Genomic DNA, 26962 nt, shown 5'->3' on the forward strand with positions numbered 1-26962 from the left:
GCCCAGTGGCACAGAGGGAATGGGTTGAGCAGGACTTCTACAAGGAGCTGGGCGTCAGCTCCAGTGCGAGTGCCGACGAGATCAAGAAGGCCTACCGCAAGCTGGCCCGTGAGCTGCACCCGGACGCGAATCCGGGCAACACGCAGGCCGAGGAGCGGTTCAAGCGGGTCTCCGAGGCGCACGCCGTGCTCTCCGATCCGGCCAAGCGCAAGGAGTACGACGAGACGCGGCGCCTGTTCGGCGGCGGTCGCTTCGGCTCCGGCGGCGCGGGCGGCTACGGCGGCGGTGGCGGCTTCGGCACCGGCGGCTTCGGCAACACCGGCGGCGGCTCGGGCGGGTTCTCGTTCTCGGACATCTTCGACGGTGCCGCCTCCGGCAACGGTGGAGGCGGCGGCTTCGGGGACATCTTCGAGGGCCTGTTCAACCGCGGTGGCGCGGGGCAGGGCTCCGGCCCGGGCCCGCAGCCCACGCGGCCGCGCCGCGGCAGCGACCTGGAGTCCGAGCTGACGCTGGGCTTCCGGGACGCGACGCTGGGCGTGACCACGCCGATCACGCTGACCTCGCCGTCGCCGTGCACCACCTGCCACGGGTCCGGCGCCAAGCCGGGCACCAGCCCGCGGGTGTGCCAGTCCTGCAACGGTTCCGGGCTCGTCAGCCGGAACCAGGGGGCGTTCAGCTTCTCCGAGCCGTGCCCGGACTGCCGCGGCACCGGCTCGGTGATCGACGACCCCTGCTCGGACTGCAACGGCACCGGCGTCACCGTGCGCACCCGCACGGTGAACGTGAAGATCCCGCCCGGCGTCAAGGACGGCCAGCGCATCCGCCTGGCCGGCCAGGGGCAGGCCGGGATGCGCGGGGCGCCCTCGGGCGACCTGTTCGTCACGGTCCACGTCAGTGCCGACGAGGTCTTCACCCGCAACGGCGACGACCTGCTCGTCACCCTGCCCGTGAGCTTCGCGGAGCTGGCGCTGGGCGCCACCGTCACCGTCCCCACGCTGGGACAGCCGGTGGGCGTGAAGATCCCGGCCGGCACCACCGACGGTCGCACCCTCCGGGTGCGCGGCCGCGGCGTGCCGAAGCGGGCGGGCGGCCACGGCGACCTGCTCGTCAAGGTGCAGGTCGCGGTGCCCCCGTCGCTCGACGAGCGGGCGCAGCAGGCGCTCCGCGATTACGCGGAGGCCGAGCGCGCCGCGGGCTTCGACCCGCGGGGCGGCTGGGCCGGCGCCGGAAGTCCTGCGGGGGCGTAGCGATGAACGTCGACCAGCAGTTCCCCGAGGACCCGGACGCGCACGTGTTCATGATCTCGGTGGCTGCGCAGCTCGCGGGGATGCACGCGCAGACCCTCCGCACGTACGACCGCCTCGGGCTCGTGACGCCCGAGCGGTCGGCGGGCGGGGGTCGGCGCTACTCCTCGCGCGACGTCGACCTGCTCCGCGAGGTGCAGCGACTCTCGCAGGACGAGGGCGTGAACCTCGCCGGGATCAAGCGGATCATCGACCTGACGAATCAGGTCGACGCACTGCAGCGGCGGGTCGAGGAACTCGCCGCGCAGGTCGACAACGTCCGGCGCGGTGGCGAACTCGTGCACGTGCCGAAATCCAGCGCCATGGTGGTGTGGCAGCCCCGGAGCCGCCGCGGCGGCTGAGGGCGGCCCTCTCCTCCGCCCCGGGAGTCCGGCAGCCGCGGAGTCGCCGCAAGCCCTGATCAGATGTCCGTGCCACGGCCCCGGGAGTCCGACGACCCCGGGGCCGTCGCACGTCCCCGGGGACGGCGCCGGTTCACAGCGGGTCGTGCACCACGTCCTCGGCCGCGGCGCCCCGCGCCACGGCCTTCTCGCTCGCGGCGCGCAGCAGGCCCCGCGGGCCGGCGATCAGCACGCGGTGCCCGGTGAGATCCAGGCCGTCCATCGCGTCCACCAGCGAGCCGTGCCGCAGCGGCAGCGCGCGGTAGGCGGTGGCGGGATGCTTGAGCCACCACGGATCCCGTCGTGCGTCCGTCACCTGCGTCACCTTGAGCCACGGATTCGTCGCCGCCAGCGGCGCCAGCGAATCCGAGTCGTACAGCAGCCCCGGCGATCGCGCCCCCACGAGGAGGTGCACGTCGGGGTTGTCGGCGTTCATGGCCATCGCGAGCAGCATCGACTTCATCGGCGCGAGGCCGGTGCCGCCGGCGATCATCGTGATGGGGCGGTCACCGTCGGGCCGCAGGAGCCCGTGGACCTGCCCGAACTGCCACACGTCGCCCGGGCGGGTCTCGCCGAAGACGGTGCTGGAGAGGTAGCCGCCCGGCACCGCGCGGACGTGGAACTCCAGCTGCCCCTGCGTGTTCGGCGGCATCGCCAGCGACAGGGGGCGCCACACGCGCGGCACCTGCGGGATGTGCGTCTCGACGTACTGGCCGGGCCGGAAGAGCAGCGGCTCGTCGGCGACGAGGCGCACCACCGACAGGCCGGGGTGCGGACGCAGCACCTCCGCCACGCGGGCGGTGCGGCGGGCGGGCGTCGGATCGGAGTGCGCGCCGCCGCGCATCACGCCGGTGAGCAGCTGGACGCCCTGCTCGAGCACCACGGCGTCCTCCTCGTCGAGCCCGCCGTGCGGCTTGTACACGGCGTGGACCTCCGCGATGAGCGCCGTCGACATCGTCTCGTAGTGGGCCTCGGTGAGCCCGTACTTGCGGTGATCGCGCCCGAGCTGCGCGAGGAACTCGATCAGCTCGTCGTGCCCGTCGGTCTTCGGGATCGAGGTGAAGACGTGGTCGAGCACGCGCATGAACGTCGCGCGGTGCCCCGACATGCTGGCGGGGAAGAGGTCGCGCAGCGACGGGTCCATGGCGAAGAGGCGGGCGAACAGGCCCTTGGTGAAGTCGTCCGCCACCGGCCGGAGATCGGCCGCGATCTGCGCCAGACCGTGCCGTGCATGCGAACCCACTGCCGCTCCGCTCCTGCCTTCCGAACCGCTCGTTGACGGCCCCATCCTACCTGCGGCTTTGCGTTCGTCACGCCCCTGCGCGGACGGCGCGCCCAGTGCTGCGCCGAACCGGGCCGTCGAGTATCTTTCTCCCGGGCGCGCACACCGTGCCGAGGGGATCGATGAGCTCGAAGAGAGGGTTCCACCGCCATGATCGCTGTGCGAGTCAGCCGCCGCGTGCGCCGCATCGGATACGGCATCGCCTTCGGAGCGGGCATCGCCCTCGCGCCGATCGCCGCCGGGTCCGCCTCCGCCGACACCGGGACGGTCGCCGATGCTCCCACCGCCTCCGCGGCGGTGCAGCGCGTGAAGCCGGTCGTCGTGCCCAAGGCCGTTGTCCGGCCCGTGGCTGCGAAGCCGGTGGCCAAGCCGGTCTCCGGGAAGGCCGTGGCGGCGCAGCCCGCCGCGAGGCCGGCTGCGGCGAAGCCCGCCGCGGTCCGGGGCGGCTCCACCGACCGGCGCCCCGTCGTCGTGATCGGCGCCTCGGTCTCCTCGGGCAAGGAGGTCTCGTCCGCGCAGGCCTACCCGCGCCGCGTCGCCGCGCTCTCCGGCCGCCCGGTCCAGGTCAGTTCCCGCGTGGGCGCCGGCTACGCCGACGGCTCCATCGCGCGCCTCACCCGCGCCGCGAACCTGCCCGCGCAGAACCCGTCGCTGGTCGTGCTCCAGGCGGGTACCAACGACGTCGGCGCGCCGCCTGCTCTCGTCGCGGGCCAGGTGCAGCAGGTCGTCTCGACGGTGCGCCAGCAGGCGCCCGGCGCGAAGATCGCCGTGGTCACGGTGTTCCCGTCGATCCACAGCGGCGACGCGGCGCGCACCACGGACGCCGCGATCATCGGCGCGGCCCGGTCCGTCGACCCGAGCGTCGTCGTGATCTCCCCGCTCAGCGAGGGCTGGAACTACACCTCCTCGGAGGACGGCCACCCCGGTTCCGCCGCGCACCTGCGGATCGCTGAGCGCGTCTCCAGCCTGGTCTGACTCGAGCCGCAACCCAGCGCCTGCGACGGGACGACCTGCCCGCTGCGGGCATCACTCGCGGGTATTGCGGGTGCGGAGGATCTCCCGCACCTCTTTCACTCCAGCGCACCCGGCATGCCGGGTGCGCTGGAGTGTTTCGGGTGCGGGAGATCCTCCGCACCTGATACGCCAGGGTGGCGGGTGGACGGCTCGCCGGTCGTGACACTGAGGAGCGGTGCGCACGGGACTTGTGTGAAGAAAGTCGCGGAAGTTATGCATGTGACACCTGTTGTGTCAAGATGTCGGCATGAGCGTGTCGCGTTTCGGTGCAATGGTCGGAATCGGAGCCGTGGTGATCGCGTCGGTGGGCGGGGCGTCCGCGGGCACCGTTGCCGCTGACCCGGGCACCGTCGTGCGCACCGCGGATTCCCGGCCCATCGTCGTGATCGGGGCGTCGATCTCGACCGGCTACGAGGTCGAGGGCGTCGTCGCCTACCCGCGCATGATCAGCGCCATCGCCGGGCGATCGGTGTACCTCAGCGCCCGCAGCGGCGCCGGTTACAACGACGGCGCGATCGCCGGGCTGACCCGGGCTGCGAATCTCCCGGAGCGCGACCCGGCGCTCGTCGTGGTTCAGGCGGGGTCCAACGACGTGGGCGCCTCGACGGCTGCGATCGACAGTCAGGTGCGGCAGGTGATCACCACGGTGCGCTCGCAGGCGCCGAAGGCCAAGGTCGCGCTGATCACCGTCTTCCCGTCCGTCCACGGCAGCGGGCCGAACGCCCGCGCGACCGAGTCCGCGATCGTCGGCGCCGCCCGTGCGGTCGATCCGTCGATCTCCGTCATCTCCCCGCTCAGCGAGGGGTGGGTGTACGGCACCAGCAGCGACGGCCACCCCGACGCCGCCGCACACCAGAAGCTCGCGGAGCGCGTCGCGGCGCTGGCGTAGTTGAAAGATCTCCGCGCATCGCGCCGTTACGCGTGCGAAACCCTGCCGATCTCCGGATTCTCACGGTGATGTTTCAACGCGACCGTCGGACCTGTGGGATGGGTCACTCGGAATCCGTGGGTTGAGTGGAACAGACTCAAGGTTCTGCGCGTTGAGAACAACAGAAGGCATACTTGAGTGGAGAAGGCTCAGGGTGCACGACCGTGTTCGAGACGACCCAGGAGGTCACCAGAAGTGGATTCGTTCCAGCCCACCACCAAGACGCAGGCCGCGCTGACCTCGGCTCTGCAGGCGGCGTCCGCCGCGGGGAACCCGGAGATCTCTCCGGCGCACCTGCTGGTGGCGCTGCTCGACCAGACCGACGGGATCGCCGCGCCGCTGCTCAAGGCGGTGGGCGTGGATCCCGTCACCGTGCGCAACCGTGCGCAGGAGCTCGTGGACCGCAAGCCGAAGGCCAGCGGTTCCACCACCACGCCGCAGCTGTCCCGCGAGTCGATCGCGTCGGTCAGTGCAGCGCAGAAGCTCGCGACCGAGATGGGTGACCAGTTCGTCTCCACCGAGCACGTGCTCTACGGGCTCGCGGAGGCGGGCGGTGAGGCCGCGCAGGTCCTCACCTCGGCCGGCGCGACCCCGCAGGAGATCCGCGAGGCCTTCACGGCCGTCCGCGGCAGCGCGAAGGTCACGTCGCAGGACCCCGAGGGCCAGTACCAGGCGCTCGAGAAGTACTCGACCGACCTCACCGCGCGGGCCCGCGAGGGCAAGCTCGACCCGGTGATCGGGCGCGACAACGAGATCCGTCGTGTCGTGCAGGTGCTCTCGCGCCGCACCAAGAACAACCCGGTGCTCATCGGCGAGCCCGGCGTCGGCAAGACGGCCATCGTCGAGGGCCTGGCCCAGCGCGTGGTGACGGGCGACGTGCCCGAGTCGCTGCGCGACAAGACCGTGGTCTCGCTGGACCTCGGCTCGATGGTCGCGGGCGCCAAGTACCGCGGCGAGTTCGAGGAGCGGCTCAAGGCCGTCCTCGACGAGATCAAGGCCAGCTCCGGGCAGATCATCACCTTCATCGACGAGCTGCACACCATCGTCGGTGCCGGCGCGACCGGCGACTCCGCCATGGACGCGGGCAACATGATCAAGCCGATGCTGGCCCGCGGCGAGTTGCGGCTCGTCGGCGCCACCACGCTCGATGAGTACCGCCAGTACATCGAGAAGGACGCCGCGCTCGAGCGCCGCTTCCAGCAGGTGCTGGTGGGCGAGCCGTCGGTGGAGGACACCGTCGGCATCCTGCGCGGCCTCAAGGAGCGGTACGAGGTGCACCACGGCGTGCGCATCACCGACTCCGCGCTGGTCGCCGCCGCGTCCCTCTCCGACCGCTACATCACGTCGCGGTTCTTGCCGGACAAGGCGATCGACCTCGTCGACGAGGCCGCCTCGCGCCTGCGGATGGAGATCGACTCGCGCCCCGAGGAGATCGACGCCGAGGAGCGGCTGGTCCGTCGCCTCGAGATCGAGGAGATGGCGCTGTCCAAGGAGTCCGACGACGCGTCGAAGGACCGCCTGGAGAAGCTGCGCGGCGAGCTCGCCGATCACAAGGAGAAGCTGGCCCAGCTCACCTCCCGCTGGCAGAACGAGAAGGGCGCCATCGATTCGGTGCGCTCCCTCAAGGAGCAGCTCGAGACGCTGAAGGGCGAGTCGGAGCGCGCCGAGCGCGACGGCGACCTCGGCCGCGCCGCGGAGCTGCGCTACGGCCAGATCCCCGCGCTGGAGAAGCAGCTCGCCGAGGCCGTCGCCTCCTCGGGTGCCGCTTCGGACGGCGAGGTCATGCTCAAGGAGGAGGTCGGCCCCGACGACGTGGCCGACGTGGTCTCCGCCTGGACCGGCATCCCCGCCGGCCGCATGCTCGAGGGCGAGACCGAGAAGCTGCTGCGCATGGAGTCGGAGATCGGCAAGCGCGTGATCGGCCAGGAGGCCGCGGTCACCGCGGTCTCGGATGCGGTGCGCCGCACCCGCGCCGGCGTCGCGGACCCGAACCGGCCCACCGGCTCGTTCCTGTTCCTCGGCCCGACGGGCGTGGGCAAGACGGAGCTGGCCAAGGGGCTCGCGGAGTTCCTCTTCGACGACGAGCGCGCCATGGTCCGCATCGACATGTCCGAGTACGGCGAGAAGCACTCCGTCGCACGGCTCGTCGGCGCGCCCCCCGGGTACGTCGGCTACGAGGCCGGCGGCCAGCTGACCGAGGCCGTGCGGCGCCGCCCCTACACGGTGGTGCTGTTCGACGAGGTCGAGAAGGCGCACCCGGACGTCTTCGACGTGCTGCTGCAGGTGCTCGACGAGGGGCGGCTCACCGACGGCCAGGGCCGCACGGTGGACTTCCGCAACACGATCCTGATCCTCACGTCGAACCTCGGCGCGGGTGGCACGCCCGAGCAGGTGATGGCCGCGGTGCGGGCGAAGTTCAAGCCGGAGTTCATCAACCGGCTCGACGACGTGCTGATCTTCGACGCGCTGAGCTCCGACCAGCTGACCGGCATCGTCGACATCCAGCTGGACCAGCTGCGCACGCGCCTGTCGCAGCGCCGGCTGGGGCTCGAGGTCTCCGACGAGGCCAAGGGCTGGCTCGCGGAGCGCGGTTTCGACCCGCTCTACGGCGCCCGGCCGCTGCGCCGCCTGGTGCAGCACGCCATCGGCGACCAGCTCGCCAAGGCGCTGCTCGCGGGCGACGTCCGCGACGGCGACACGGTGAAGGTCACCGTCAGCGACGACGGAGACCGGCTCATCGTCGGCTGACGCCGAGCGATCCGCGCACGACACGGTCCCGTCCTCCATCCGGAGGGCGGGACCGTTCGCTGTCTCGGGGCGGATTCGGTCTTGCCAAGCAGGGGCGCGCCACCTAATGTGAACGCCATTCATAAATAGATATGGCTCACCTAATTAGGAGTGCTATGGCGACCGACCTGCCCACGTCCCCTCTCGACGCCCCACCGGGGGCGTCGCCCACAACCCCGCCGCGGGGGGAGGCGGCCTCGGCGAAGACGCAACAACGCGCGGGCGCCGCCGCGCTGAAGGACCTGACGCGGCCGGTGGCCGGCGGGCTGGCGCTGGGCCGCGTGATGGCGGTGGTCTCGGCGGTGCTCGCCGTGGTGCCGTACATCGCGCTGGTCCGCATCGGCGCGCTGCTCCTCGACGCGGCGGCGACCGGCGCCGCGGTCGATCGGGCCGAGGTCGACCGCTGGCTGCAGATCCTCATCGTGACCTTCGCGGCCCGCCTCGGGATCTACCTGGCGGCGCTCGCGGTCACCCACGTCGCCGACCTGCGGTTCGGGCACCACGTCCGGCAGCGGATGGTGGACCGGATCGCCCGCGTGCCCCTGGCCTGGTTCACCGCCACCAACTCGGGCCGCGTGCGCAAGTCCCTGCAAGACGACATCGGGACGGTGCACCAGCTGATCGCGCATCAGCCGGTGGACGTCACCAACGCCGTCGTCATGCCGCTCGCGCTGATGATCTACGCCTTCGTCATCGACTGGCGCCTCGGCCTGCTGTCGATCGGGACCCTGCCGCTGTACGCCCTCGCGATGGCGGTCTCGGCCCGCGGCATGGGCGAGATGACCGTGCAGATGGACCGCCGCCTCTCGACGGTGTCCGCGCGGACCGTCGAGTTCGTGACCGGGATCGCCGTGGTCAAGGCCTTCGGCCGGGTCGGCCGGGCGCACCGCAACTACCAGGAGGCGGCCGACGAGTTCCACACCTTCTACGCGGACTGGGTGCGGCCACTGGTCCGGATCTCCGCCGTGGGATCGTCGTTCCTCGCGGTGCCACTGGTCCTGCTCGTCAACGTCGGCGGCGGCGCCGTCCTGGTGCACGGGGGAGCGGTGACCGCCGCCGACGTGCTCGCCACGTCCCTCATCGCGCTTCTGATCCCCTACGCGCTGGAGGTGCTCATGCACTCGACGTGGTCGCAGCAGCTCGCCGGGGCCGCCGCGCTCCGGCTGCGGGACGTGCTCGAGACGCCGGTGCTGCCGGCCGCCGCCGACGCCGCGGAGCCGCAGGGACACGACGTCGTCTTCGAGAACGTCGCGTACTCGTACGGCGACGACGGTGCGCTCGCCGTCGACGACGTGAGCTTCACCCTGCGGCAGGGCACCGTCACGGCGCTGGTGGGCCCGTCGGGATCGGGGAAGTCGACCATCGCGACGCTGCTCGCCCGGTTCGACGATCCCCGGTCCGGCGCGATCCGCATCGGCGGCGTCCCGGTCGACCGGATCGCGGACCTGTACGCGCACGTGGGTTTCGTGCTGCAGGACCCGCAGCTGCTCGCGATCAGCATCCGCGACAACATCGCCCTCGGCCGGCCCGACGCCGACGACGAGCAGGTGCGGGCGGCGGCCCGCGCCGCCCGCGTGCTCGACGAGATCGAGCGGCTCCCCGACGGCTTCGCCACGGTCTACGGCGCCGGCACCGGACTCTCCGGCGGGCAGGCCCAGCGCATCGCCATCGCCCGCGCGCTCCTCGTCGACGCGCCGGTGCTCGTGCTCGACGAGGCGACCGCGCTGGCCGATCCCGAGGCGCAGGCCGAGATTCAGCAGGCGCTCTCCGCGCTCGTGCGGGGCCGCACCGTGCTCGTGATCGGGCACCGCCGCGAGACCATCAGCGGTGTCGACCAGATCGTCCTCGTGGACGAGGGCCGGGTCGTCGCCACCGGTACCCACGACGACCTGCTCGCCGAGCCCCGCTACGCCGGGCTCTGGCACTGCGGCGCGGCCCCGTCCACCTCGAGCGAAGGAACCCGGCGATGACGAATCTGCCTCTGCTCGACATCGTTCCGCGGGTGCGGCGCATGCTCTCGCGCCCCGAGGCGCTGGGCCTCGTCGTCGCGCTGGCCGTGCTCGCGGGTCTCATCGAGGGGCTGGCGCTGGCCGCGCTGCTCCCCGCGATCTCCGCGCTCGCGAGCGGCGGGCCCGTGTGGGGGATGGGGCTGGCCGGGTGGCTGTGGGTGCTCGCCGCGCTCGCCGCCGCCAGCTTCGGCGTCAACTACCTCTCCAGCCGCCGCTCCTACGCCGCCGCCCTCGACTTCCTCGCCAGCATCCACCGCCTCGTGGGCGACCAGGTGTCCAAGCAGCCCCTGGGATGGTTCGCCCGGCCGCGGGCCGGCGCGCTGTCCCGGGTGGTCTCGACCGAGCTGATGATGGCCGGAGAGATCCTGGCGCACATGCTCTCCCCGATCGTGGCGCGCTCGGTCGCGGCGGCGGTCGTGGTCGTGGCGGCGTGGCTGTGGAACCCCGCGCTCGGCCTCGTCCTCACCATCGCAGTGCCGGCGTTCGTCGCGATCACCCTGGTGTCGACGGCCCTGCTGCGCAAGGGACGATCCATCCACGAGCCCGAGGAGACGGTGCTCGCGCATCGGATCGTCGAGTACTCGCAGTGCCAGGGCGCGCTGCGGTCCTGCGGCCGCAGTGACGATTTCGAACCCTTGACCGACGCGATGAACGGCGCCACCGCGGCCAAGAAGCGGGCGCTGTGGTTCGAGACCGCGGGGCTGCTCACCAGCGGGATGGTCTCGCAGGGAGTGATCGTCGCGCTCATCACGGTCACCGGGACCCTCGCCGTCTCCGGCGAACTCGCTCCGATCCCCGCGCTCGCCTTCATCGGACTCGCGCTCCGCTTCACCTCCACCCTGTCCGAGATCACCAGCAGCGCCATGGCGCTCGAATCGCGGCGCCCCCTGCTCGATCAGCTCGACGAGGTGCTGACGGCCGTGCCCCTGCCCGAGCCCGGCGCACCGTCGGACCTGCCCGAGCCGGGCGCGATCGCGTTGGAGGGCGTCACCTTCGGGTACACGCCCGACGGTCCGCCCGCCCTGCGCGACGTTTCGCTGCGGGTGCCGCCCGGCAGCATGGTGGCGCTGGTCGGGCCCTCCGGCAGCGGCAAGACGACGGTGGCGAAACTCGTCAGCCGCTTCTACGACACGACTTCCGGCCGCGTGCTCGTGGGCGGGGCGCCCGTCACCGCGCAGACGACCGAGCAGCTCATGGGGCAGCTGTCGATGGTCTTCCAGGACGTCTACCTCTTCGACGACACGCTCCGCGCGAACATCGCGGTGGGGCGCGAGGACGCGACCGACGAGGAGATCCGGCGGGCGGGCGAGACCGCGGGCGTCGCGGACATCGCGCGCCGGCTGCCGCTGGGCTGGGACGCGCCGGTCGGCGAGGGCGGCCGCGCGCTGTCGGGCGGGGAGCGGCAGCGGGTGGCCATCGCCCGCGCGCTGCTCAAGCGTGCCCCGATCGTGCTGCTCGACGAGGCCACGTCCGCGCTCGACGTGGAGAACGAGGCCAACATCGTCGCGGCGGTGGAGCAGCTGCGGCGCGAGGCCACGGTCCTGATCATCGCGCACCGCCTGGACACGATCGCCCACGCCGACACCATCGTGGCGCTCGACGCCGACGGATCGGTCGAGGCGATCGGCACGCACGACCAGCTCCTCGCGGCCGGCGGCACCTACGCCACCTACTGGGAGCACCTGCGGACCGCACAGGGATGGCGACTGACGAATTAGAGTGCCGGGTGTGGCACGGGGCGATGGGATCACGCGGAAGGTCGGGCGGAAGCCCGCCTTCGACGCCGACGACGTGATCGACGCGGCGTTCGCCGAGGGCGTCGACCGGTTCACGATGGCGGCGGTCGCGGACCGGCTCGGCGTTGTCACCCCGGCGATCTACCGCGTCTTCAAGTCGCGGGACGAGATCGAGGCCGCAGCGCTGCACCGGGCCGCCGCGAGCATCGCACTCCCCGCTCCCGGATCCGATTGGCGCGCGGTCCTGCGGATGTGGGCTGACGAGTGCTGGAAGGTCTGCGAGGACCACCGCGGTCTGAACCGCGCCGTGTTCGCGAACCCGATCGCGTTCAACCACATCGAGCACGTCGCCGCCGCCTACGCCGGCGCGCTCGGCGCGGACGGGTGGACTGTCGAGCAGGCCGCCTTCGCCCTGGACTTCCTCGGCGACACCGTCTTCGCCTCGCACCTCGGTGTCCAGGCCATGCGCGAGGTGGACGATAGCGGCGAGTCCGGGTACGAACGGGCGCGCCGGTCCGCCGCGGACGACGCGGTCTTCCGGCCCGAGCCCGCCTGGGCCGACCGGACAGCCCTCGACGCCAAGGTCGACTTCATCATCGCCGGCCTCGCGGACCGCCGCCCCGGCCTGTAGCTCCCTACTCGGCGCGGAGCGCCCCGGTGTGGAAATCCGCGACCAGGGCGTCGACGGTGCCGCGGGCGTCGAAGCGGTTCGTGCCGATCACGCCCGTCGGGCCGCGCTTGCACCACCCGGCCACGTAGACGCCGGGGAGGGCGGCACCGTCGGGCCCGAGGACGCGCCCGTCGGCGTTCGGGATCGTGCCGGTGGCCTCGTCGTAGGGCACGCCCGGCACGGACGTGCCCCTCAGCCCGATCGACGGCAGGACCAGGCCGCAGGCCAGCTCCGACGGTGCGCCGTGGTCGTCGAAGGCGACGGTGAGCCCGCCGTCGGCGGCGGTGATGCCAGTGGGCGGCGTGCCGAATCGAAGGACCACCCGTCGGCCCTCCGGCGCGGAGTCCGCCGCCGGAAGCGCCTGCAGCAGGGAGAGTTTCTGCGCCCGGTAGAAGCGGGCCTGCTCGTCGGCGGGCTCGTCGCCGGCGTCCTCCAGATCAGCGGGCTCGACCACCACGGGCATTGTGCGGGCCAACCCCACCAGCTCCGGCGCGGTGAAGGCGGCGTGACCCGGGCCCCGTCGGGCGAGGATCACGACCTCCCGCACCCGCGAATCCCGGAGCGCGGCCAGGGCCTCGTCGGTCAGGTCGGTGCCGACGAAGGTCTCGGGATCGGCGGTGAGGATCCGCGCGACGTCGAGCGCGACGTTGCCGTTGCCCAGCACGACGACCCGCTCGTGCGTGAGATCGGGGGCGAGCCCGGCGAAGTCGGGGTGGCCGTTGTACCAGGCCACGAAGTCGGCGGCGGCCGTCACGCCGGGCAGGTCCGCGCCCGGCAGGCCCAGGTCGCGGCCGTGCAGCGAGCCCACCGCGTACACCACCGCGTGGTGCTGGCGCGCGAGCTCCTCGTGCGTGATGTCCTCGCCGATCCGCACGCCCAGGTGCGTCGTGACGCCCGACTGCTTGCGCGACCTCGCGAACTGCTCCTGCACCTTCTTGGTGTCGGCGTGGTCGGGGGCCACCCCGAAGCGCACCAGCCCGCCGGTCTCGGGGAGCCGCTCGTAGACGTCGATCGTCGCGCGGACGTCGATGCGGTGCTGCAACTCGCTCACCACGTAGTGCCCCGCGGCGCCCGCGCCCACGACCGCGACGCTCAGCGTCTCGGCGTCCGAGGCGGGGCGCTTGCGGCCGATCCGCGGGTCGGTGAACGGGTGATCGCGGTCCGCGGACGAGCCCACGGCCTCGTAGTAGTCCGCGTTCATCGTCTCGAACGGGGCCATCTCCGCGGTCAGCTCGTAGTCCGTCGTGATCGCCGAGACGGGGCAGGCGTCGATGCAGGCGCCGCAGTCGATGCACACGTCCGGGTCGATGTAGAGCATCTCCGCCGTCGCGTAGTCGGGCTCGTCGGGCGTGGGGTGGATGCAGTCGACGGGGCACTCGGGGACGCACGACGCGTCGTTGCAGCAGTTCTGGACGATCACGTGGGGCATGCATCGATACTGAGCCGTGGGCCGCGCGCGGGCAAGGGTGCGCGCCGCGTGTCAGGGTGGAGGCATGACCCTGACGCCGCACATCGCCGCGACCGAGCGCCACACCACCGCCTACCTCGCCTCGGGCCCCGTCGACGGTCCGCTGCTCGTCTTCGTGCACGGCTGGCCGGAGCTCGGCTACACCTGGCGGCACCAGCTGCGCGCCCTCGGCGCCCTCGGCTTCCGGTGCGTCGCGCCCGACATGCGCGGTTACGGCTCGTCGACGGTGCACTCCGAGAAGTCGGCGTACCGCCGCGAGGAGGCGGTCGCGGACATGCTGGAGCTGCTCGCGGCGCTCGGTCGCGACTCCGCGATCTGGATCGGGCACGACTGGGGCGGGCCCGTGGTGTGGAACATCGCGACCCACCACCCCGAGGTCGTCGACGCGGTGGCCTCGCTCAACGTGCCGCATTTCCCGTCGAGCGGGCCCACGCCCTTCGACCTCATCGACCGCGAGAAGTACCCCGCGGACGAGTACCCGTACGGCCAGTGGGACTACCAGGTGCACTACCTCAAGTCCTTCGACGAGGCGACGGCCCAGTTCGAGAGCGACCTGCCGGGCCTCGTCGCCGCGCTGTTCCGCAGCGGCGACCCGCGGCACCTCGACGGGCCCGCCCCGACCGCGGTGGTCACCCGCAACGGCGGCTGGTTCGGCGGCGGCCCGGTTCCGCAGCTGCCGCTGGACCCGGCGGTGCTCACGCCCGAGGACCACGCCGTCTACGTCGCGGCCTTCGAGCGGAACGGCATGGCCGGCCCCAACTCCTGGTACGTCAACACCCCCGCCGACGCGGAGTACGCGAAGGCCGAGCTCAACGGCGGCCGCATCGACAAGCCGGCCCTCTTCCTGCACGGCCGGTACGACGCGACCCTCGACACCGTCGGGACGCGGCTGGCCGAGCCCATGCGCGCGGCGTGCACCGACCTCACGGAGCTGATCGTCGACTCCGGCCACTGGATGGGGGAGGAGAAGCCCGCCGAGGTCAGCGCCGCGATCGCGGGCTGGATCGCCCGCAGCGTGCCGGCGTCCTACCCGGTTACGCTGGGCGCATGACCACCGTCGCTGATGTCGCGGATGCCAAGTACGTCCTGCTGACCACCTTCCGCAAGGACGGCACCCCCGTCGCCACGCCGATCTGGGCCGTGCGCGACGGCGCCGACCTCGTGGTGTGGACTGTCGCCGACTCGTGGAAGGTCAAGCGGCTGCGGCGCAACCCGTCGGTGCTGGTCCAGGCCTGCGACGCCCGCGGCAAGAAGACCACCGGCCCCGAGGTCGCCGGCGCCGGCGAGGTCATCGACGGCGGCGAGGCCGGGTCGAAGATCGCCAAGAAGTACGGCGTCCTCGGCTGGCTCACCGTCACCGGGTCCAAGATCCGACGGGGCGCGGGCGGCACCGTCGGGATCCGGGTCCGCGACGCCGCCTAGGCGTCCGCGCCGCGCCACTGCTCGACGACGGGCTGCAGGTACCCCGCGAGCTCCGGCAGCTGCGGGACCAGCGCCAGCGCGGTGATCGCGCGCAGCACGCCGACGGCGGTGACGAACTCCAGCACGTCGGGGCACAGGCCGCGGATTCCGGCGGCCGCCGCGCCGCGGTCGTACGCGGCCTCCAGTTCGGGGCCCAGCGTCGCGAGATCCCACTCGACGGGACCCAGCGTGACCAGCTCGAAGTCCGCGTACCGCAGGCCGTCGACGCCGGCGAACATGTTGGCCGGCGGGCAGTCGCCGTGCACCGGCTGCAGTTCCACGCCGGGGAACCTGGCCTCGAAGGCGGCGCGGGAGCGGACCGCGGGCTCGAGCGCCGCCCACTCGGCGCGGGCACGCGCGACGTCCGCGGCGGGCAGCAGGTCGGGGCGGCCCGCGAGGAGATCCAGGCCGGCCGCGACGCCGTCCGGATCGGCAGTCGTGAGGAAGCCCAGCTCACCCGGGTAGTCGCGCAGCGCGGCGTGCAGCCCGGCCGTGCTCTCGGCGTTCGCGGTGTAGTCGGGCTCGGCGGCCTCGTCCTCCTCGACGTACTCCCAGAAGGTCATCGAGAAGCCGTCGCGCTGCACCGGCCGCGCGGGCACCAGCGGCGACGGCACCAGGACCGGGACGCCGCGCGCGGCGAGCCAGGCGGTCACGGCCAGCTCGTCGGCCTGCCTGCGCGCGAGCGTCTCCGGGGTCTCGGTCGACGGCAGCACCGTCGGGATGCGGACCACCACGGGCGCCGGCTCCAGCCGCACCACCACGGAGAACAGGTCGTGCAGCACCGTCGAGCCGCTGACGTCGAGGCCCAGCTCGCGGGCGGCGCCGATCGCGGCGTCGACGGCGGCGGCCGTGCGGGCGGCGCGTTCGGTGTCTGTCATGTCGTTCACGCGGGCCATGATGTCCGATTCGTCGCGGGAAGTCGAAGGATTTGTCGAACCTTCAGCGCGTCGTGGCGAGGAGCCCGACCATCGCGAGCACGACCACACACCCCGCGAGCACCAGATGCGAGACGGGCGGCCGCGTCCGCAGCGTGATCACGGCGGCGACGGCCACGACGAGGCACGCGATCGCCGCGGGCGCGTTGGGCACTGCCCGCGCGACGATCGCGCAGGTCAGCACCAGTGCAACGGCGGTGCGCACGCGCGCCAGCAGGGTCCGTTCGGCCGCCTGGGTCGACGGTGCGCTCACCTCGGCGGCCTCACGTCAGGGCCCTCACGTCACCAGGAGCGAGACGGCGAGGACGGCGCCGGCGAGGACGATCAGCGCGGCGAGGACCAGCGTCGCCGGGGTGCCGCGCAGCTCGCGGCGGGTGCGCATCGCGCCCTCCACCGCCAGCCAGCGGACGAACGCGTACCCGGCCAGCGCGGACGCCACGAGGAGCAGCGCCACGACCAGCGGCGTCCGGACCGGCTCCGGCACGACGTGCGGCGCGAAGGCCTCCAGGCCGACCGCGGCGGCGACGAGCCCCAGCGACGTGCGGATCCACGCGAGGAAGGTGCGTTCGTTCGCCAGAGTGAACCGCGCGTCCGGCGCCTCACCATCGGTGAGGGCGCGCGGCGGCCACAGTCGTCCCACGCCGACAACGTTAGCGGGGTGCATAGACATTGGCCCGCCACATTCACAGGCCCGTCTCAGACACGACGAATAGTTTCGCGCAGGGCGCGCTCGACGAGGCGCACGATGAAGTGACGAACGGACGCGAGGAGGTGGTCGCCGATGGGTGGTGACGCACGCTCCCGCGGCCCCTGGCCCGCCGTCGTGCTGTGCCTGCTGGGTATCGGCGTCGTCGGCGCGGGCATCGCCTATGCGCTGCACATGTCCGCCGACCTGGGCAGCGCCCGCCGCGTCCTGCCCGCGGCCCAGTCCGCCGGCGTCTCCGTCAGTGACCAGCGGTCCGTCGCCATCACGCCCGGCCGCGAGGTCATCGGCGCGATCACCTCCGTCGGCGACGCCGCGATCACCGTGCGCTCGGCGCCCGACGGCGGCACCGTCGTCCTGCGCACCGGCCCCGCCACCCAGGTGACCACGACGCACGGCAGCACGCTGTCCGATCTCGAGGTGGGCGACGTGGTCATGATCCAGGTGAGCGCGGACGGTAAGTCGGCGCTCGCGATCTACGCCGGTCAGATCTCGGTCGCCGGTAGCCCGTCTGTCGGGTGAACTCCCCGGTCGACGCGCTACTGTAGGTGGCGATGTCGTACGTAGTGTTCCTGATCCTCGCGGTGGTCTGCGCGGCGCTGGCCGCCGCGCTCATCTGGTATGAGCGCAACCACTCGCCCGCCGTGAACTCCGAGCGCGCCGACTGGGCCGCGCAGCGCGAGTTCGTCTACAGCGCCGCCGACCCGTCGCTGCACGACGAATTCCACCGCGGCGGCATGGCCGTCCCCGGTGACCCCGCGATCGTCGACGTGGCCCACGGCGCCTACTTCGGGGCCGCCGCCTACGTCTTCGACCTGCAGGAGGCCGCGACGATCGTCGCCGTCAGCCGCGGCGCCGCGTCCGGCGCGCTGCTGGACCTGCGGGCCGAGGGTCGCCCCGCCCCCGGGGAGCCCGGCATGGAGCCGCTCGGAGCCCTGGGCCCGCGCGTGCTGTACACGAACAACGCCGAGGTCGCGCGCCGCGTCGCCGATCGCCGGATGATCACGTTCGCCGAGCAGGTGCCCGACTACATCGAGTCCCTGTGGAATGAGGGCGAGTGGACCGTGGCGTCCATGGCGGCGACCGACGACCCGGATGACCTCGACGAGGCGCTCGAGGCCGTGCGCCGCTTCGGCGACCTGCTGCGCGTCCTCCCGCCGGAGGGCCACGCCCGCGTCGTCACGTCGGGCGGCCCCCGCGATCCCGGCCAGCCCGTGCCCGTCCGCTCGGGCAAGGAGTCCGGCCGGTGACCGCTTCTCTCGACCCGGCCGCCAAGGCCCGGCTCGCCGAGCTCGTCCGTGAGCTGGCCGTCGTACACGGCAAGGTCACGCTCTCCAGCGGCCGCGAGGCGGACTACTACGTCGACCTGCGCCGTGCGACGCTGCACCACGAGGCCTCCCCGCTGATCGGCGCGCTGCTGCGCGAGCTCACCGCGGACTGGGACTTCACGGCCGTCGGAGGCCTCACCCTCGGCGCCGACCCCGTCGCCACCGCCGTCATGCACGCCCCCGGCCGGCCGATTGACGCCTTCGTCGTCCGCAAGGCCGCCAAGGCGCACGGCATGCAGCGCCAGGTCGAGGGCCCCGACGTGGTCGGCAAGCGCGTCCTCGTCGTCGAGGACACCACGACCACCGGCAACTCGCCGCTCACCGCCGTCCGAGCGCTGCGCGACATTGGCGCCGAGGTCATCGGCGTCGCGACCGTCGTGGACCGCGCGACCGGCGCCGCCGACGTCATCGCCGCCGAGGGCCTCGAGTACCGCTCGGTGCTCGGCCTCGCCGACCTGGGGCTGTGACCGACCCGTCCGACGCCGAGGGCGGCCCGGACGAGCAGCTCGGGCCGACCGAGTGGGTGACGGGCCTGCCCGGACCGCACACCGTCGGGCTGGGTCCGTGGGCTTCGGAGAATCCGGGCGTCCCGGCTCCGACCGACCCCCGGTACGACCCCCACCTGCTCGCGGAGGGCGACCGCCGCAACGTCGTCGACGCGTACCGGTACTGGACGCGCGAGGCGATCGTCGCCGATCTGGACGCCCGCCGGCATCCCTTCGAGGTGGCGATCGAGAATCTGGGCCACGACGCCAACATCGGCACCGTCGTGCGCACCGCGAACGCCTTCGGCGCGCGGGCCGTGCACATCGTCGGGCGGCGCCGCTGGAACCGGCGCGGCGCCATGGTCACCGACCGCTACCAGCACCTGCACCACCACGAGGACACGGACGCGCTGGCCGCGTGGTGCGCGGAGCGCGACCTGCCGATCGTCGCCGTCGACAACCTGCCGGGCTCCGTGCCGCTCGAGCGCGCCTCCCTGCCCCGACGGTGCCTGCTCCTGTTCGGGCAGGAGGGGCCGGGCGTCTCCGGCGGTGCACGACACGTCGCGGGTACGACGGTGTCGATCGCCCAGTTCGGCTCGACCCGGTCGATCAACGTCGGCGTGGCCGCCGGCATCGCGATGCACGCCTGGGTCCGCGAGCACGCGGACCTCGACGCCGCCCGATGACCGCGGCGGGCCGACTCAGCGGGTGTCGATCCCGTACTCGCGGATCCGTTCATCGACGGTGAGGAGCGGCACCTGCTCGACCAGGCATTGCGCGACCATCATGCGGTCGAACGGGTCGCGGTGGTGCCAGGGCAGCTCGCGGAGGGCCGCGGCGTGGCGGGCGTCGAGCGGCAGCGGGGCGAAGCCCTCGTCGAGGAGGAACTGCTCGGTCAGCGCCGGCGCATCCAGCTTGCCGAGCGACGCCTTGATGGCGACCTCGGCGACCGCGACCGCGGAGACGAGCGCCTCGTTGTCCGGGTCCTGGATCAGTGATCGGTGCGTCGGATTCAGCTTCGGGCTGTCCGCGAGCCACCACAGCAGGACGTGGGTGTCGACGAGGAGTCTCACTCGCCGTACCAGTCCTGCAGGTCCTGCTCGGTGAGCGCGTCGAAGTCGTCCGGGACCTCGAGCCCGGCCCACGCCCCGGGCCGTCGCGCGGGGTGGTCGGCGACGTAGGGGACGAGCCGCGCGACCGGCTTGCCGTTGCGGGTGATGGTCATCCGGTCTCCTTGCTCGGCGCGCGCGACCAACCGCGAGAACTGCGACTTCGCGGCGTAGATGTTGAACTCGGCGCTGCCCATGCTTTCACGATACCTGGGTTGGTCAGGTCTGGCCAGATGATGTCGGGCGGGGATACCCCCTCCTGAGGCTTGCCCTGACCTGCGGTGACGTGCACTCGTCGGTGACCCGTGATGTGATGTCATCATGAGTTCGGTCGAGTGGAATCAGCGCGCGGCCGCGGCGCAGGCCGCGGTCGTGGAGCGGCACCTGAAACCGGTGTGGGGCATCCCCGGCACCCTGCTCGGCACGCCCGCCTACCCCGCCACCCGGCGCGACTCGCTGTTCGTCAGCTGGAACTACTGGTGGCAGGCCCACCTGCTCGACGTGGCGGTGGACGCCTACGTCCGGGACGGCGCACCGTCGACCCGGAAGCTGGTGCTGCGCATCGCACGCGGCCACCGCGTGCGGAACTTCTTCCGCGTCACCAACTCGTACAACGACGACATGGCGTGGATGGGGCTCGCGCTGGAGCGGGCGCAGCGCCACGCGGGCCTGAACTCGGCGCGACGGCTGCGCGTGCTCCGTGACACCCTCTACGACGCGTGGGTGCCCGACGCCGGCGGCGGCATCACCTGGCGCACCAAGGGCCTGTTCCTCAACGCGCCCGCCAACGGCCCGGCCGGCATCTTCCTCGCCCGGATGGGCCGCTTCGAGCGCGCGGAGGAGACCTCCGACTGGCTGTACCGGCGCCTGCTGGACCTGGAGACGGGCCTCATCAACGACGGGGTCGACGGCGACTACGACAGCCCAGACGTCGGGAAGATCTACCCGGAGAAGTACTCCTACAACCAGGGCGTCACCATCGGCCTGGACGCGGAGCTCTCCTCGGACCTGGCGCCCACGCACGCGGTCCGCGCCGCGGGCCTCATCGCCGCGGTCGCCGAGCACATGACCGACGGTGCCGTCATCACCGGCGGGGACGGGGGCGACGGCGGCCTGTTCAACGGCATCCTCATCCGGTACCTCGCGGTCGCGGCCCGCGCCCTGCGCGGTCCCGACGCGGAGGACGCGCGCACCCTGGCGTCGGAGATCGTCTTCGCCTCCGCCGAGGCGGCCTGGCACGGCACGCGCGAGCTCGACGGCCGCGTGCTGTTCTCCGCGGACTGGACCCGCGACGCCCGCATCCCCGGCAGCACCGACGCGCCCGCCTACTTCACCGGCGGCACCGTGCGCTCCAGCGAGACGCCCGAACGCGACCTGTCCGTGCAGGTCGGTGGTTGGATGGCGATGGAGGCCGCGGCCGCGCTCGCGCGACACTGAGCCGGGCACCGAGACCCAGGAGGTCGCCATGCAGGTCATCGAGGTCGACGGTGCCGCGCTCGCGGTGGACGTCATCGGCCGCGCCGGCGGTCCGACGGTGCTGCTCGTCGCCGGCGGCGGGCAATCCATGGACTGGTGGACGCCCGAGTTCTGCGCCCGGCTCGCGGGCGACGACCTGCGGGTGATCCGCTACGACCACCGCGACAGCGGCGAATCGTCCACGTCGCCGCCCGGCGCGCCCACATACACCGGCGGCGACCTCGCGGCCGACCCGCTGCGGATCCTCGATGCCCTCGGCGTCGGCGCCGCGCACGTCGTCGGGATGTCGATGGGCGCCGGGATCGGGCAGACGCTGGCGGTCGGCGCGCCCGCGCGAGTGCTGTCGCTGACGCTCATCGAGTCCAGCCCCGCGGGCGGCGATCACGACCCGCTGCCCGGCCCGACACCCGCCGTGGCGGCGACGTTCTCGGAGCCGCCGCCCGAGATCGACTGGTCCGACGAGGCGGCCGTCATCGACTACCGGGTCGACGTCGAGCGGCCCTACGCCGGCCCTGCGGGGCTCGACGAGGAGCGGACGCGGGCGATCGCGACGCGGGAGGTGCGCCGCACGCGGACCATGGAATCGTCGCTGAACAACCACTTCCTCGCGGAGCCGGCGCCACCCGTCGACCCCGCGGCGATCGTCGCCCCGACGCTGGTGATCCACAGCGCCGACGACCCGCTGTTCCCGCTGCCGCACGGCGAGGCGCTGGCGCGGCTGATCCCGGACGCGCGCCTCGTGGTGCTGCACGGCGCCGGCCACGAGATCCCGCCGCCCGCGACGTGGGACGTCGTGATCCCGGAGATCCGCCGCCACGTGCTCGGCGGGGAGGCCTGAGCGCGGCTAGTGCGCTTCCAGGCTCGGGGCGTCGGATGTGGCGCCCCGATGCACGGGGCAGCCCGGCGCGAAGGTGCCGAGGCCCTCGGTGCGGAAGCCCTTCGGGTAGCTGCGGATCCGGTGGTTGTTCTTCACCAGCGCGGGGCGGCGCCGGGACGGCAGGACCGCGAGAAGCCGGGCGCGGAGCTTCATCGCGCCGACGGAGATCCGGCGCACGACGGGACCCGGATCGTCGTAGTGGAAGGCGGCGAGCAGCGGCGGGTCCATGAGAGCGCGGCTGAAGACGCCGATCGCGGGGCGCACGGGCGCGACGTAGAAGCTCTTGAGCAGCTCGAGGGTGGAGTCGGCGACGCGGCGGGCGCCCTCGTCGAAGGCGAAGTGCTCGGCCTCGTAGCAGTCCATGTAGTCGGCGAACTCGTCGTACGTGGCGGGGATGTCGGGGATCGCCATGTGCTTGCCGAGGGTCTGGTAGTAGCGGACCGTCGCGAGCTTCTCCGCCTCGGTCAGCTTCCGCCAGCCGTAGTCGGCGTTCCACCGGATCGGCACCACGACGAAGGTGCACAGCACGTACCGCATGTCGTCGTCGGAGATGTCGTACATCTTGTGCATCTGGTTGATGCGCCGGACGGCGGCCTTGCCCTCGGGGCTGGCGAAGCCCTTGAGCAGCGGCACCTCGAGGAGGAGGGCCGTGTCGTCGTAGCGCTTCTGCACCCGCTCGGTGAACTCGCCCGTGTCCGCGAGGAGGCGGCCGATGCTGGGCACGGCGTAGGTGCGGAAGAGTGCGAAGCTCAGGGCCTGGGTGATGTCCCACGGGAAGTCGTACGTCCCGAGATTCCGCGAGATCTCGACGAAGTCGGTCTCCGGGTTCAGGCCGCGGTTGCGGTCGATCTTCTGCATGACGTCTCCTCGGTGGGCTGACCTCACTGTAAGTCGACTTATACAGATGTGCAAGAGGTCACACGGGCGGTCGACAACGGGCGCGGGGAGCGATGGCGCGACTCTCGGATCCTGTCCACGGCGGACACCGTGTCCGCAACGGACAGAATCCGAGAGCGCGCCGGACGAACAGGGCGCGCAGCGGCGCCGCACCGGCGACGCTCCTATGGGTGTCAAGTAGTCCACGGGTGCTCAAGTAGGCGGTAGAGGTCGCGGGCGATGTAGCGCTTGAGGCATCGTTTGATCTCGCGTGGGGTCTTGCCTTGGGCGGTTCGGCGGGCGGTGTAGTCACGAGTGGCCTGGTCGTAGCGTTGGCGCGAGAGGACGACGGTGTGCAGGGCGCGGTTGAGCTGGCGGTCGCCGTGCCGGTTGAGCCGATAGCGGGTGGTGACCTGCCCGCTGTTCGCCGGGATCGGTGCGACGCCGGCGAGCATCGCGAATGCGGCCTCGGAGCGCACGCGGCTTGGATGCGACCATGCGCAGAGCAGGGTGGCGGCGACGATCGGGCCGACGCCGAGCTGCGCGAGAAGGTCCGGCCGCCAGGCTTTGACTATCGCGAGGATCTGCTTTTCGTGCTCGTCTGCTTCTTTCTGCAGGCTTTGTACTCGGCGGGCCAGTGTCTTGAGCACCGATGCGGTCGTGGCGGTTTCGGTGTCCCAGCTGGCGCGGGTGCGGAGCTTCGCGGCGATGTTCACCACCTCGGGCAGCGGGCGTCCGCGCAGGGCCTCGCGGAGCGGCTCAGGGGCGGCGATGACCAGGCTGAACAGTTGCCGCATCGCCACGGTGGAGCCGTCGACTGCCGATCGCCGGGCCGCGAGGAGCACCGACAACGCTTGCCGGTCGCCGGCCGCACGAGGGGTTCCCAACTCGGGCCGGGACAGAGCCTCGCGGGCGGCGCGGATCGCATCGAGTGGGTCGGACTTCGCGCCGTGCCGTCGTTGCACTCGTTCGGGGCGGTCGAGCTCGACCACCAGCTCCTCGCGCACCGCGAGTGCGCGGGTCAGGCCGGCGCCGTGTCCGCCGGTGCCTTCGATCGCCCAGGCCCGCAACTGCGAGTGCCCGTCGGCGAAGTCGAGCAGTTGCTGGTAGCCGTCGGCGGTGGTGGCGACGGTGATCTGATCGAGCACCGCTCCGGTGCGTGCGTGCACCGCGGCGGCGGTGTGTGTCTCGACGTGCGTATCGACTCCGATGACGACATCGACGATTTCCGTCAGACTGGTCATGCGTTCCTCCACATCCGGTGGGACCAACAGGTTGGTTCCGGTCCGGGAGGAGTCACGGCGGGACTGTGACGGGACACGATCGCGGCGCTGCAACACCGCGGTCGGTCAAGCTCCTGATCAGGCCAGTCGCTCCGACCGGGCCGGTGCCGACAACCCCCAAACGGACAAGTCGCGAGTAAGGCATCACGGCCAGTCAGGCCACGGGTCACATCCGAGGGCCGTCAGCTACAGCCCACCACCGAAACACCGATCCTGCTGGCACATCGAGGTGGCAGATCCCATCCTCACAGTCAGCCCTGCGCCTCGCGGACGGCCCGCTCGATCCGCTCCCCGATCTCCTGGTCGATCCGCCGCCAGTAGTCGAAGGCGCGCTGGAGGACCGGCTCCGTCACCCCGTCGAGAAGGTGCCCGGAGACGTTCGACACCAGCCGCTCGCGCTGCGCGTCGTCCATCACGTCGCGGACCAGGGTGCCGGCCTGGCCCCAGTCGTCGTCCTCACGGTGCGCGACGTACGCCGCCCGCACCAGCTCGCCGTCGGCCGCCCACTGCGGCTCGGGCTGCCCGGGGTAGTCGGCGGCGGGGCCGCCCTTGGAGTTCGGGGCGTACACCGGATCCCGGACCGGATCGATCCGCATCGCGCCGTCCTTGGAGTAGCTCCGCACCTCGGTGCGCGGCCGGTTCACGGGGATCTGCTTGTAGTTCGCGCCGAGCCGCGCGCGGTGCGCGTCGGCGTACGCGAAGACACGACCGAGCAGCATCCGGTCCGGGCTGAAACCGATGCCGGGGACGATGTTGCTGGGCTCGAACGCCGCCTGCTCGATCTGGCTGTGGTTGTCGGTGGGGTTGGTGTGCAATGTCATCCGACCGACCTCCTGCAGCGGGTAGTCGGCGTGCGGCCACACCTTGGTCAGGTCGAACGGGTTGAACCGGTAGTCGGCCGCGTCGTCGAAGGGCATCAGCTGGACCTTGAGCGTCCAGCTCGGGTGCTCGCCGCGGGCGATGGCGTCGAAGAGGTCGCGCACGTGGAAGTCGCCGTCGGCCCCCGCCAGCCGATCGGCCTCGTCCTGCGTGAGCGTCGCGACGCCCTGGTCCGACACGAAGTGGTACTTGACCCAGTGCTTGACGCCCTCGGCGTTGACCCACAGGTACGTGTGCGAGCTGTAGCCGTTCATGTGCCGCCACGACTTCGGAATGCCGCGGTCGCCCATCAGCCAGGTGACCTGGTGCGCGGACTCCGGCGACAGGGTCCAGAAGTCCCACTGCATGTCGTGGTCGCGGAGGTTGTTGTCGGCGCGGCGCTTCTGCGAGCGGATGAAGTGCTGGAACTTCATCGGGTCCTTGATGAAGAACACGGGGGTGTTGTTGCCGACCATGTCGTACACGCCCGCGGGCGTGTAGAACTTGAGCGCGAAGCCCCGCGGATCGCGCCAGGTGTCGGGGCTCCCGCGCTCCCCCGCCACCGTCGAGAACCGGGCCATCATCTCGGTCTTCGCGCCGGGCGCGAAGACCTCCGCGCACGTGAAGGCGGTGACGTCAGCGGTCGTCTCGAACGTGCCGAAGGCGCCGCTGCCCTTCGCGTGCGGCTGGCGTTCGGCGATCCGCTCCCGGTTGAACTGCGCCATCTGCTCGATCAGGTAGTGGTCGTGCAGGGCGATGGGGCCTGCGGCGCCGACGGTCAACGAGAGCTCGTCGCTCCCGGCGGGCGCTCCGGAATCGGAAGTGGTGAAGTTCGCGTTCTCGGACATGGCTGTTCTCCTCCGCGTATGTGGTTGTCGTCCAGGACCGTTCACACCCGTCGGGCTGGTCGACGAGCGGAAGCGGGGTCCTCTCCCCACGGTAGCGAATGCGAACGAGCCCCGCCCGGACGGATCCGGACGGGGCTCGTACGTACGAGGTACTGCTATCAGCCCTTGTGCGCCTTGACGGCCGCGGTGAGCTGCGGGGCGACATCGAACAGGTCGCCCACGATGCCGTAGTCGGCGATCTCGAAGATCGGGGCCTCTTCGTCCTTGTTGACGGCCACGATGGTCTTCGAGGTCTGCATGCCGGCGCGGTGCTGGATGGCGCCCGAGATGCCCAGGGCGATGTACAGCTGCGGCGACACGGTCTTGCCGGTCTGGCCCACCTGGAACTGGCCCGGGTAGTAGCCCGAGTCGACGGCGGCACGCGAGGCGCCGACGGCGGCACCCAGCGAGTCGGCGAGCTCCTCGACGACCGAGAACTTCTCGGCCGAGCCCACACCACGACCACCGGAGACGACGATCGTCGCCTCGGTGAGCTCCGGACGGCTGCCGCCCTGGATCGGGTTCTTCGAGGTGATCTTCACCGCGTTCTCGGCCTCGGCCGGAACCGCGACGTCGACGATCTCACCCGCGCCGGCGACACCGTCGGCCTCGATGGCGCCGGGGCGCAGCGAGGCGACGGGGGTGTCGCCACCCGCGGTCGCGTCGACGGTGAACGAGCCACCGAAGATCGAGTGGACGGCGGCGCCACCGGGGCCGAACGAGATCGCGTCGGCGATCAGGCCGGAGCCGAGGCGCGCGGCGACCCGGCCGGCCACCTCCTTGCCCTCGAACGTGGCGGCGGTGAGCACGGCGGCGGCGCCGGTGCTCTCGGCGAGCTCGGCGAGCACGGCGACCTTCGGGGTCACCAGGTAGCCGTCGGCGTCGGCCGACTCCGCGCGGTAGATCTTGGCGGCGCCGGCGGCCTTGAGCTGCTCGGCGACGGCGTCGGTGGTGCCGGGGGCGCCCACGACGACGGCGGACGGCTCACCCAGCGCCTTGGCGGCGGTCAGCAGCTCGGCGGTGACCTTCTTCAGATTCCCGTCGACCTGCTCGACGAGGACGAGTACTTCTGCCATATCGGCTTCTCTCCTTATGAGTGGACTCGA

The 26962-nt window shown here is 72.0% G+C and carries 27 protein-coding genes; 16 read left to right on the forward strand and 11 right to left on the reverse strand.

From position 1 onward, the window contains the following. The first annotated feature begins 5 nt into the window (after window positions 1–5). Window positions 6–1247 carry a molecular chaperone DnaJ gene (dnaJ, locus tag ACLQ3K_RS05795; RefSeq protein ID WP_425997743.1) on the forward strand — a complete coding sequence of 414 codons (1242 nt, stop codon included), beginning with the start codon at window positions 6–8 and terminating at the stop codon, window positions 1245–1247. 2 nt (window positions 1248–1249) lie between these two features. Then, window positions 1250–1645, forward strand: a complete 396-nt coding sequence (locus tag ACLQ3K_RS05800) for a heat shock protein transcriptional repressor HspR (protein ID WP_224649868.1) — start codon at window positions 1250–1252, stop codon at window positions 1643–1645. A gap of 133 nt (window positions 1646–1778) precedes the next feature. Here the strand turns inward: ACLQ3K_RS05800 and ACLQ3K_RS05805 are convergent, their stop codons facing one another. Beyond that, entirely contained in the window at window positions 1779–2927 is a 1149-nt protein-coding gene (locus tag ACLQ3K_RS05805) for an FAD-binding oxidoreductase (RefSeq protein WP_425997746.1), read from the reverse strand. Window positions 2928–3116: 189 nt separating this feature from the next. On the opposite strand from ACLQ3K_RS05805, the gene ACLQ3K_RS05810 reads away from it, so the two are divergent. The 6 genes from ACLQ3K_RS05810 to ACLQ3K_RS05835 all read left to right on the forward strand — a co-directional run bounded on the left by ACLQ3K_RS05810 (window position 3117) and on the right by ACLQ3K_RS05835 (window position 12071). Continuing rightward, window positions 3117–3941 carry an SGNH/GDSL hydrolase family protein gene (locus ACLQ3K_RS05810; RefSeq protein ID WP_425997748.1) on the forward strand — a complete coding sequence of 275 codons (825 nt, stop codon included), beginning with the start codon at window positions 3117–3119 and terminating at the stop codon, window positions 3939–3941. 286 nt (window positions 3942–4227) lie between these two features. Beyond that, window positions 4228–4869: an SGNH/GDSL hydrolase family protein gene (locus tag ACLQ3K_RS05815; protein WP_425997750.1), complete on the forward strand. Its 642-nt coding sequence runs from the start codon at window positions 4228–4230 to the stop codon at window positions 4867–4869. A 234-nt stretch (window positions 4870–5103) separates the two neighbouring features. Continuing rightward, on the forward strand, window positions 5104–7656 hold the full coding sequence (gene clpB, locus ACLQ3K_RS05820; RefSeq protein ID WP_425997752.1) for an ATP-dependent chaperone ClpB: 2553 nt from the start codon (window positions 5104–5106) through the stop codon (window positions 7654–7656). A gap of 155 nt (window positions 7657–7811) precedes the next feature. After that, window positions 7812–9665, forward strand: a complete 1854-nt coding sequence (locus tag ACLQ3K_RS05825) for an ABC transporter ATP-binding protein (protein WP_336669749.1) — start codon at window positions 7812–7814, stop codon at window positions 9663–9665. Beyond that, window positions 9662–11422 carry an ABC transporter ATP-binding protein gene (locus ACLQ3K_RS05830; RefSeq protein WP_425997755.1) on the forward strand — a complete coding sequence of 587 codons (1761 nt, stop codon included), beginning with the start codon at window positions 9662–9664 and terminating at the stop codon, window positions 11420–11422. Before ACLQ3K_RS05825 ends, ACLQ3K_RS05830 begins: the two co-directional genes overlap by 4 nt. Before the next feature lie 10 nt (window positions 11423–11432). Beyond that, a complete protein-coding gene (locus ACLQ3K_RS05835; RefSeq protein ID WP_425997757.1) occupies window positions 11433–12071 on the forward strand; it encodes a TetR/AcrR family transcriptional regulator in 639 nt (212 codons plus the stop codon). A 4-nt stretch (window positions 12072–12075) separates the two neighbouring features. On the opposite strand, the gene ACLQ3K_RS05840 is transcribed toward ACLQ3K_RS05835, so the two are convergent. Then, window positions 12076–13539: an FAD-dependent oxidoreductase gene (locus tag ACLQ3K_RS05840; protein ID WP_425997759.1), complete on the reverse strand. Its 1464-nt coding sequence runs from the start codon at window positions 13537–13539 to the stop codon at window positions 12076–12078. 64 nt (window positions 13540–13603) lie between these two features. Here ACLQ3K_RS05840 and ACLQ3K_RS05845 point away from each other — a divergent pair, with 64 nt between their 5' ends. Together ACLQ3K_RS05845 and ACLQ3K_RS05850 are read left to right on the forward strand one after the other, a co-directional pair. Then, window positions 13604–14629 (forward strand): alpha/beta hydrolase, encoded by a 1026-nt coding sequence (locus tag ACLQ3K_RS05845; RefSeq protein WP_425997761.1) that lies wholly within the window; start codon window positions 13604–13606, stop codon window positions 14627–14629. Beyond that, a complete protein-coding gene (locus ACLQ3K_RS05850; RefSeq protein ID WP_425997763.1) occupies window positions 14626–15000 on the forward strand; it encodes a PPOX class F420-dependent oxidoreductase in 375 nt (124 codons plus the stop codon). The genes ACLQ3K_RS05845 and ACLQ3K_RS05850 overlap by 4 nt, the downstream gene beginning before the upstream one ends. On the opposite strand, the gene ACLQ3K_RS05855 is transcribed toward ACLQ3K_RS05850, so the two are convergent. From ACLQ3K_RS05855 to ACLQ3K_RS05865, 3 genes are all read right to left on the reverse strand, one after another. Continuing rightward, on the reverse strand, window positions 14997–15917 hold the full coding sequence (locus tag ACLQ3K_RS05855; RefSeq protein ID WP_425998135.1) for a phosphotransferase: 921 nt from the start codon (window positions 15915–15917) through the stop codon (window positions 14997–14999). The genes ACLQ3K_RS05850 and ACLQ3K_RS05855 overlap by 4 nt on opposite strands. A gap of 61 nt (window positions 15918–15978) precedes the next feature. Continuing rightward, the gene (locus ACLQ3K_RS05860; RefSeq protein ID WP_425997765.1) at window positions 15979–16227 is read right to left on the reverse strand and encodes a hypothetical protein; all 249 of its coding nucleotides are present in this window, start codon (window positions 16225–16227) and stop codon (window positions 15979–15981) included. A gap of 24 nt (window positions 16228–16251) precedes the next feature. Continuing rightward, entirely contained in the window at window positions 16252–16638 is a 387-nt protein-coding gene (locus ACLQ3K_RS05865; protein WP_224651557.1) for a YidH family protein, read from the reverse strand. Between the two features lie 117 nt (window positions 16639–16755). Here ACLQ3K_RS05865 and ACLQ3K_RS05870 point away from each other — a divergent pair, with 117 nt between their 5' ends. From ACLQ3K_RS05870 to ACLQ3K_RS05885, 4 genes are read left to right on the forward strand one after another with little or no spacing between them, the layout of a single operon-like run. Next, entirely contained in the window at window positions 16756–17199 is a 444-nt protein-coding gene (locus ACLQ3K_RS05870; protein WP_425997767.1) for a hypothetical protein, read from the forward strand. A gap of 32 nt (window positions 17200–17231) precedes the next feature. After that, complete coding sequence (locus ACLQ3K_RS05875) at window positions 17232–17927, forward strand: hypothetical protein (protein ID WP_224651553.1); 696 nt, start codon at window positions 17232–17234, stop codon at window positions 17925–17927. Then, on the forward strand, window positions 17924–18472 hold the full coding sequence (gene pyrE, locus ACLQ3K_RS05880; RefSeq protein WP_425997769.1) for an orotate phosphoribosyltransferase: 549 nt from the start codon (window positions 17924–17926) through the stop codon (window positions 18470–18472). The genes ACLQ3K_RS05875 and pyrE overlap by 4 nt, the downstream gene beginning before the upstream one ends. Beyond that, the gene (locus tag ACLQ3K_RS05885) at window positions 18469–19176 is read left to right on the forward strand and encodes a TrmH family RNA methyltransferase (RefSeq protein ID WP_374201372.1); all 708 of its coding nucleotides are present in this window, start codon (window positions 18469–18471) and stop codon (window positions 19174–19176) included. Before pyrE ends, ACLQ3K_RS05885 begins: the two co-directional genes overlap by 4 nt. 15 nt (window positions 19177–19191) lie before the next feature. On the opposite strand, the gene ACLQ3K_RS05890 is transcribed toward ACLQ3K_RS05885, so the two are convergent. Both ACLQ3K_RS05890 and ACLQ3K_RS05895 read right to left on the reverse strand, forming a co-directional pair. Then, the gene (locus tag ACLQ3K_RS05890; RefSeq protein ID WP_224651549.1) at window positions 19192–19563 is read right to left on the reverse strand and encodes a type II toxin-antitoxin system VapC family toxin; all 372 of its coding nucleotides are present in this window, start codon (window positions 19561–19563) and stop codon (window positions 19192–19194) included. Beyond that, window positions 19560–19796 carry a type II toxin-antitoxin system Phd/YefM family antitoxin gene (locus ACLQ3K_RS05895; RefSeq protein ID WP_224651547.1) on the reverse strand — a complete coding sequence of 79 codons (237 nt, stop codon included), beginning with the start codon at window positions 19794–19796 and terminating at the stop codon, window positions 19560–19562. Before ACLQ3K_RS05895 ends, ACLQ3K_RS05890 begins: the two co-directional genes overlap by 4 nt. A 124-nt stretch (window positions 19797–19920) precedes the next feature. Here ACLQ3K_RS05895 and ACLQ3K_RS05900 point away from each other — a divergent pair, with 124 nt between their 5' ends. After that, window positions 19921–21036, forward strand: a complete 1116-nt coding sequence (locus tag ACLQ3K_RS05900; RefSeq protein ID WP_224651545.1) for a glycoside hydrolase family 76 protein — start codon at window positions 19921–19923, stop codon at window positions 21034–21036. A 28-nt stretch (window positions 21037–21064) separates the two neighbouring features. After that, window positions 21065–21913: an alpha/beta fold hydrolase gene (locus ACLQ3K_RS05905; protein ID WP_224651543.1), complete on the forward strand. Its 849-nt coding sequence runs from the start codon at window positions 21065–21067 to the stop codon at window positions 21911–21913. 6 nt (window positions 21914–21919) lie between these two features. Here ACLQ3K_RS05905 and ACLQ3K_RS05910 read toward each other — a convergent pair whose 3' ends face one another. From ACLQ3K_RS05910 to ACLQ3K_RS05925, 4 genes are all read right to left on the reverse strand, one after another. Next, window positions 21920–22810, reverse strand: a complete 891-nt coding sequence (locus ACLQ3K_RS05910) for an oxygenase MpaB family protein (protein WP_224651541.1) — start codon at window positions 22808–22810, stop codon at window positions 21920–21922. Window positions 22811–23022: 212 nt separating this feature from the next. Further along, on the reverse strand, window positions 23023–24072 hold the full coding sequence (locus tag ACLQ3K_RS05915) for an IS110 family transposase (protein ID WP_425997773.1): 1050 nt from the start codon (window positions 24070–24072) through the stop codon (window positions 23023–23025). Between the two features lie 290 nt (window positions 24073–24362). After that, window positions 24363–25817 carry a catalase gene (locus ACLQ3K_RS05920; RefSeq protein ID WP_425997775.1) on the reverse strand — a complete coding sequence of 485 codons (1455 nt, stop codon included), beginning with the start codon at window positions 25815–25817 and terminating at the stop codon, window positions 24363–24365. 158 nt (window positions 25818–25975) lie between these two features. Next, complete coding sequence (locus ACLQ3K_RS05925; RefSeq protein WP_224648339.1) at window positions 25976–26932, reverse strand: electron transfer flavoprotein subunit alpha/FixB family protein; 957 nt, start codon at window positions 26930–26932, stop codon at window positions 25976–25978. Window positions 26933–26962 lie beyond the last annotated feature (30 nt).

It is taken from the genome of Tsukamurella sp. DT100, from assembly GCF_049844855.1.
Classification (GTDB): domain Bacteria; phylum Actinomycetota; class Actinomycetes; order Mycobacteriales; family Mycobacteriaceae; genus Tsukamurella.

Excerpts from the sequence above, each read along its gene's own strand:
- ACLQ3K_RS05865 (WP_224651557.1), bottom strand. The coding sequence starts at position 16,638 with ATGCACCCCGCTAACGTTGTCGGCGTGGGACGACTGTGGCCGCCGCGC.
- ACLQ3K_RS05900 (WP_224651545.1), top strand. The coding sequence starts at position 19,921 with ATGAGTTCGGTCGAGTGGAATCAGCGCGCGGCCGCGGCGCAGGCCGCG.
- ACLQ3K_RS05830 (WP_425997755.1), top strand. The coding sequence starts at position 9,662 with ATGACGAATCTGCCTCTGCTCGACATCGTTCCGCGGGTGCGGCGCATG.
- ACLQ3K_RS05825 (WP_336669749.1), top strand. The coding sequence starts at position 7,812 with ATGGCGACCGACCTGCCCACGTCCCCTCTCGACGCCCCACCGGGGGCG.
- ACLQ3K_RS05905 (WP_224651543.1), top strand. The coding sequence starts at position 21,065 with ATGCAGGTCATCGAGGTCGACGGTGCCGCGCTCGCGGTGGACGTCATC.
- ACLQ3K_RS05915 (WP_425997773.1), bottom strand. The coding sequence starts at position 24,072 with ATGACCAGTCTGACGGAAATCGTCGATGTCGTCATCGGAGTCGATACG.
- ACLQ3K_RS05850 (WP_425997763.1), top strand. The coding sequence starts at position 14,626 with ATGACCACCGTCGCTGATGTCGCGGATGCCAAGTACGTCCTGCTGACC.
- ACLQ3K_RS05870 (WP_425997767.1), top strand. The coding sequence starts at position 16,756 with ATGGGTGGTGACGCACGCTCCCGCGGCCCCTGGCCCGCCGTCGTGCTG.
- ACLQ3K_RS05925 (WP_224648339.1), bottom strand. The coding sequence starts at position 26,932 with ATGGCAGAAGTACTCGTCCTCGTCGAGCAGGTCGACGGGAATCTGAAG.
- ACLQ3K_RS05810 (WP_425997748.1), top strand. The coding sequence starts at position 3,117 with ATGATCGCTGTGCGAGTCAGCCGCCGCGTGCGCCGCATCGGATACGGC.
- ACLQ3K_RS05910 (WP_224651541.1), bottom strand. The coding sequence starts at position 22,810 with ATGCAGAAGATCGACCGCAACCGCGGCCTGAACCCGGAGACCGACTTC.
- ACLQ3K_RS05800 (WP_224649868.1), top strand. The coding sequence starts at position 1,250 with ATGAACGTCGACCAGCAGTTCCCCGAGGACCCGGACGCGCACGTGTTC.
- ACLQ3K_RS05815 (WP_425997750.1), top strand. The coding sequence starts at position 4,228 with ATGAGCGTGTCGCGTTTCGGTGCAATGGTCGGAATCGGAGCCGTGGTG.
- ACLQ3K_RS05875 (WP_224651553.1), top strand. The coding sequence starts at position 17,232 with ATGTCGTACGTAGTGTTCCTGATCCTCGCGGTGGTCTGCGCGGCGCTG.
- ACLQ3K_RS05895 (WP_224651547.1), bottom strand. The coding sequence starts at position 19,796 with ATGGGCAGCGCCGAGTTCAACATCTACGCCGCGAAGTCGCAGTTCTCG.
- ACLQ3K_RS05855 (WP_425998135.1), bottom strand. The coding sequence starts at position 15,917 with ATGACAGACACCGAACGCGCCGCCCGCACGGCCGCCGCCGTCGACGCC.
- ACLQ3K_RS05845 (WP_425997761.1), top strand. The coding sequence starts at position 13,604 with ATGACCCTGACGCCGCACATCGCCGCGACCGAGCGCCACACCACCGCC.
- ACLQ3K_RS05840 (WP_425997759.1), bottom strand. The coding sequence starts at position 13,539 with ATGCCCCACGTGATCGTCCAGAACTGCTGCAACGACGCGTCGTGCGTC.
- ACLQ3K_RS05920 (WP_425997775.1), bottom strand. The coding sequence starts at position 25,817 with ATGTCCGAGAACGCGAACTTCACCACTTCCGATTCCGGAGCGCCCGCC.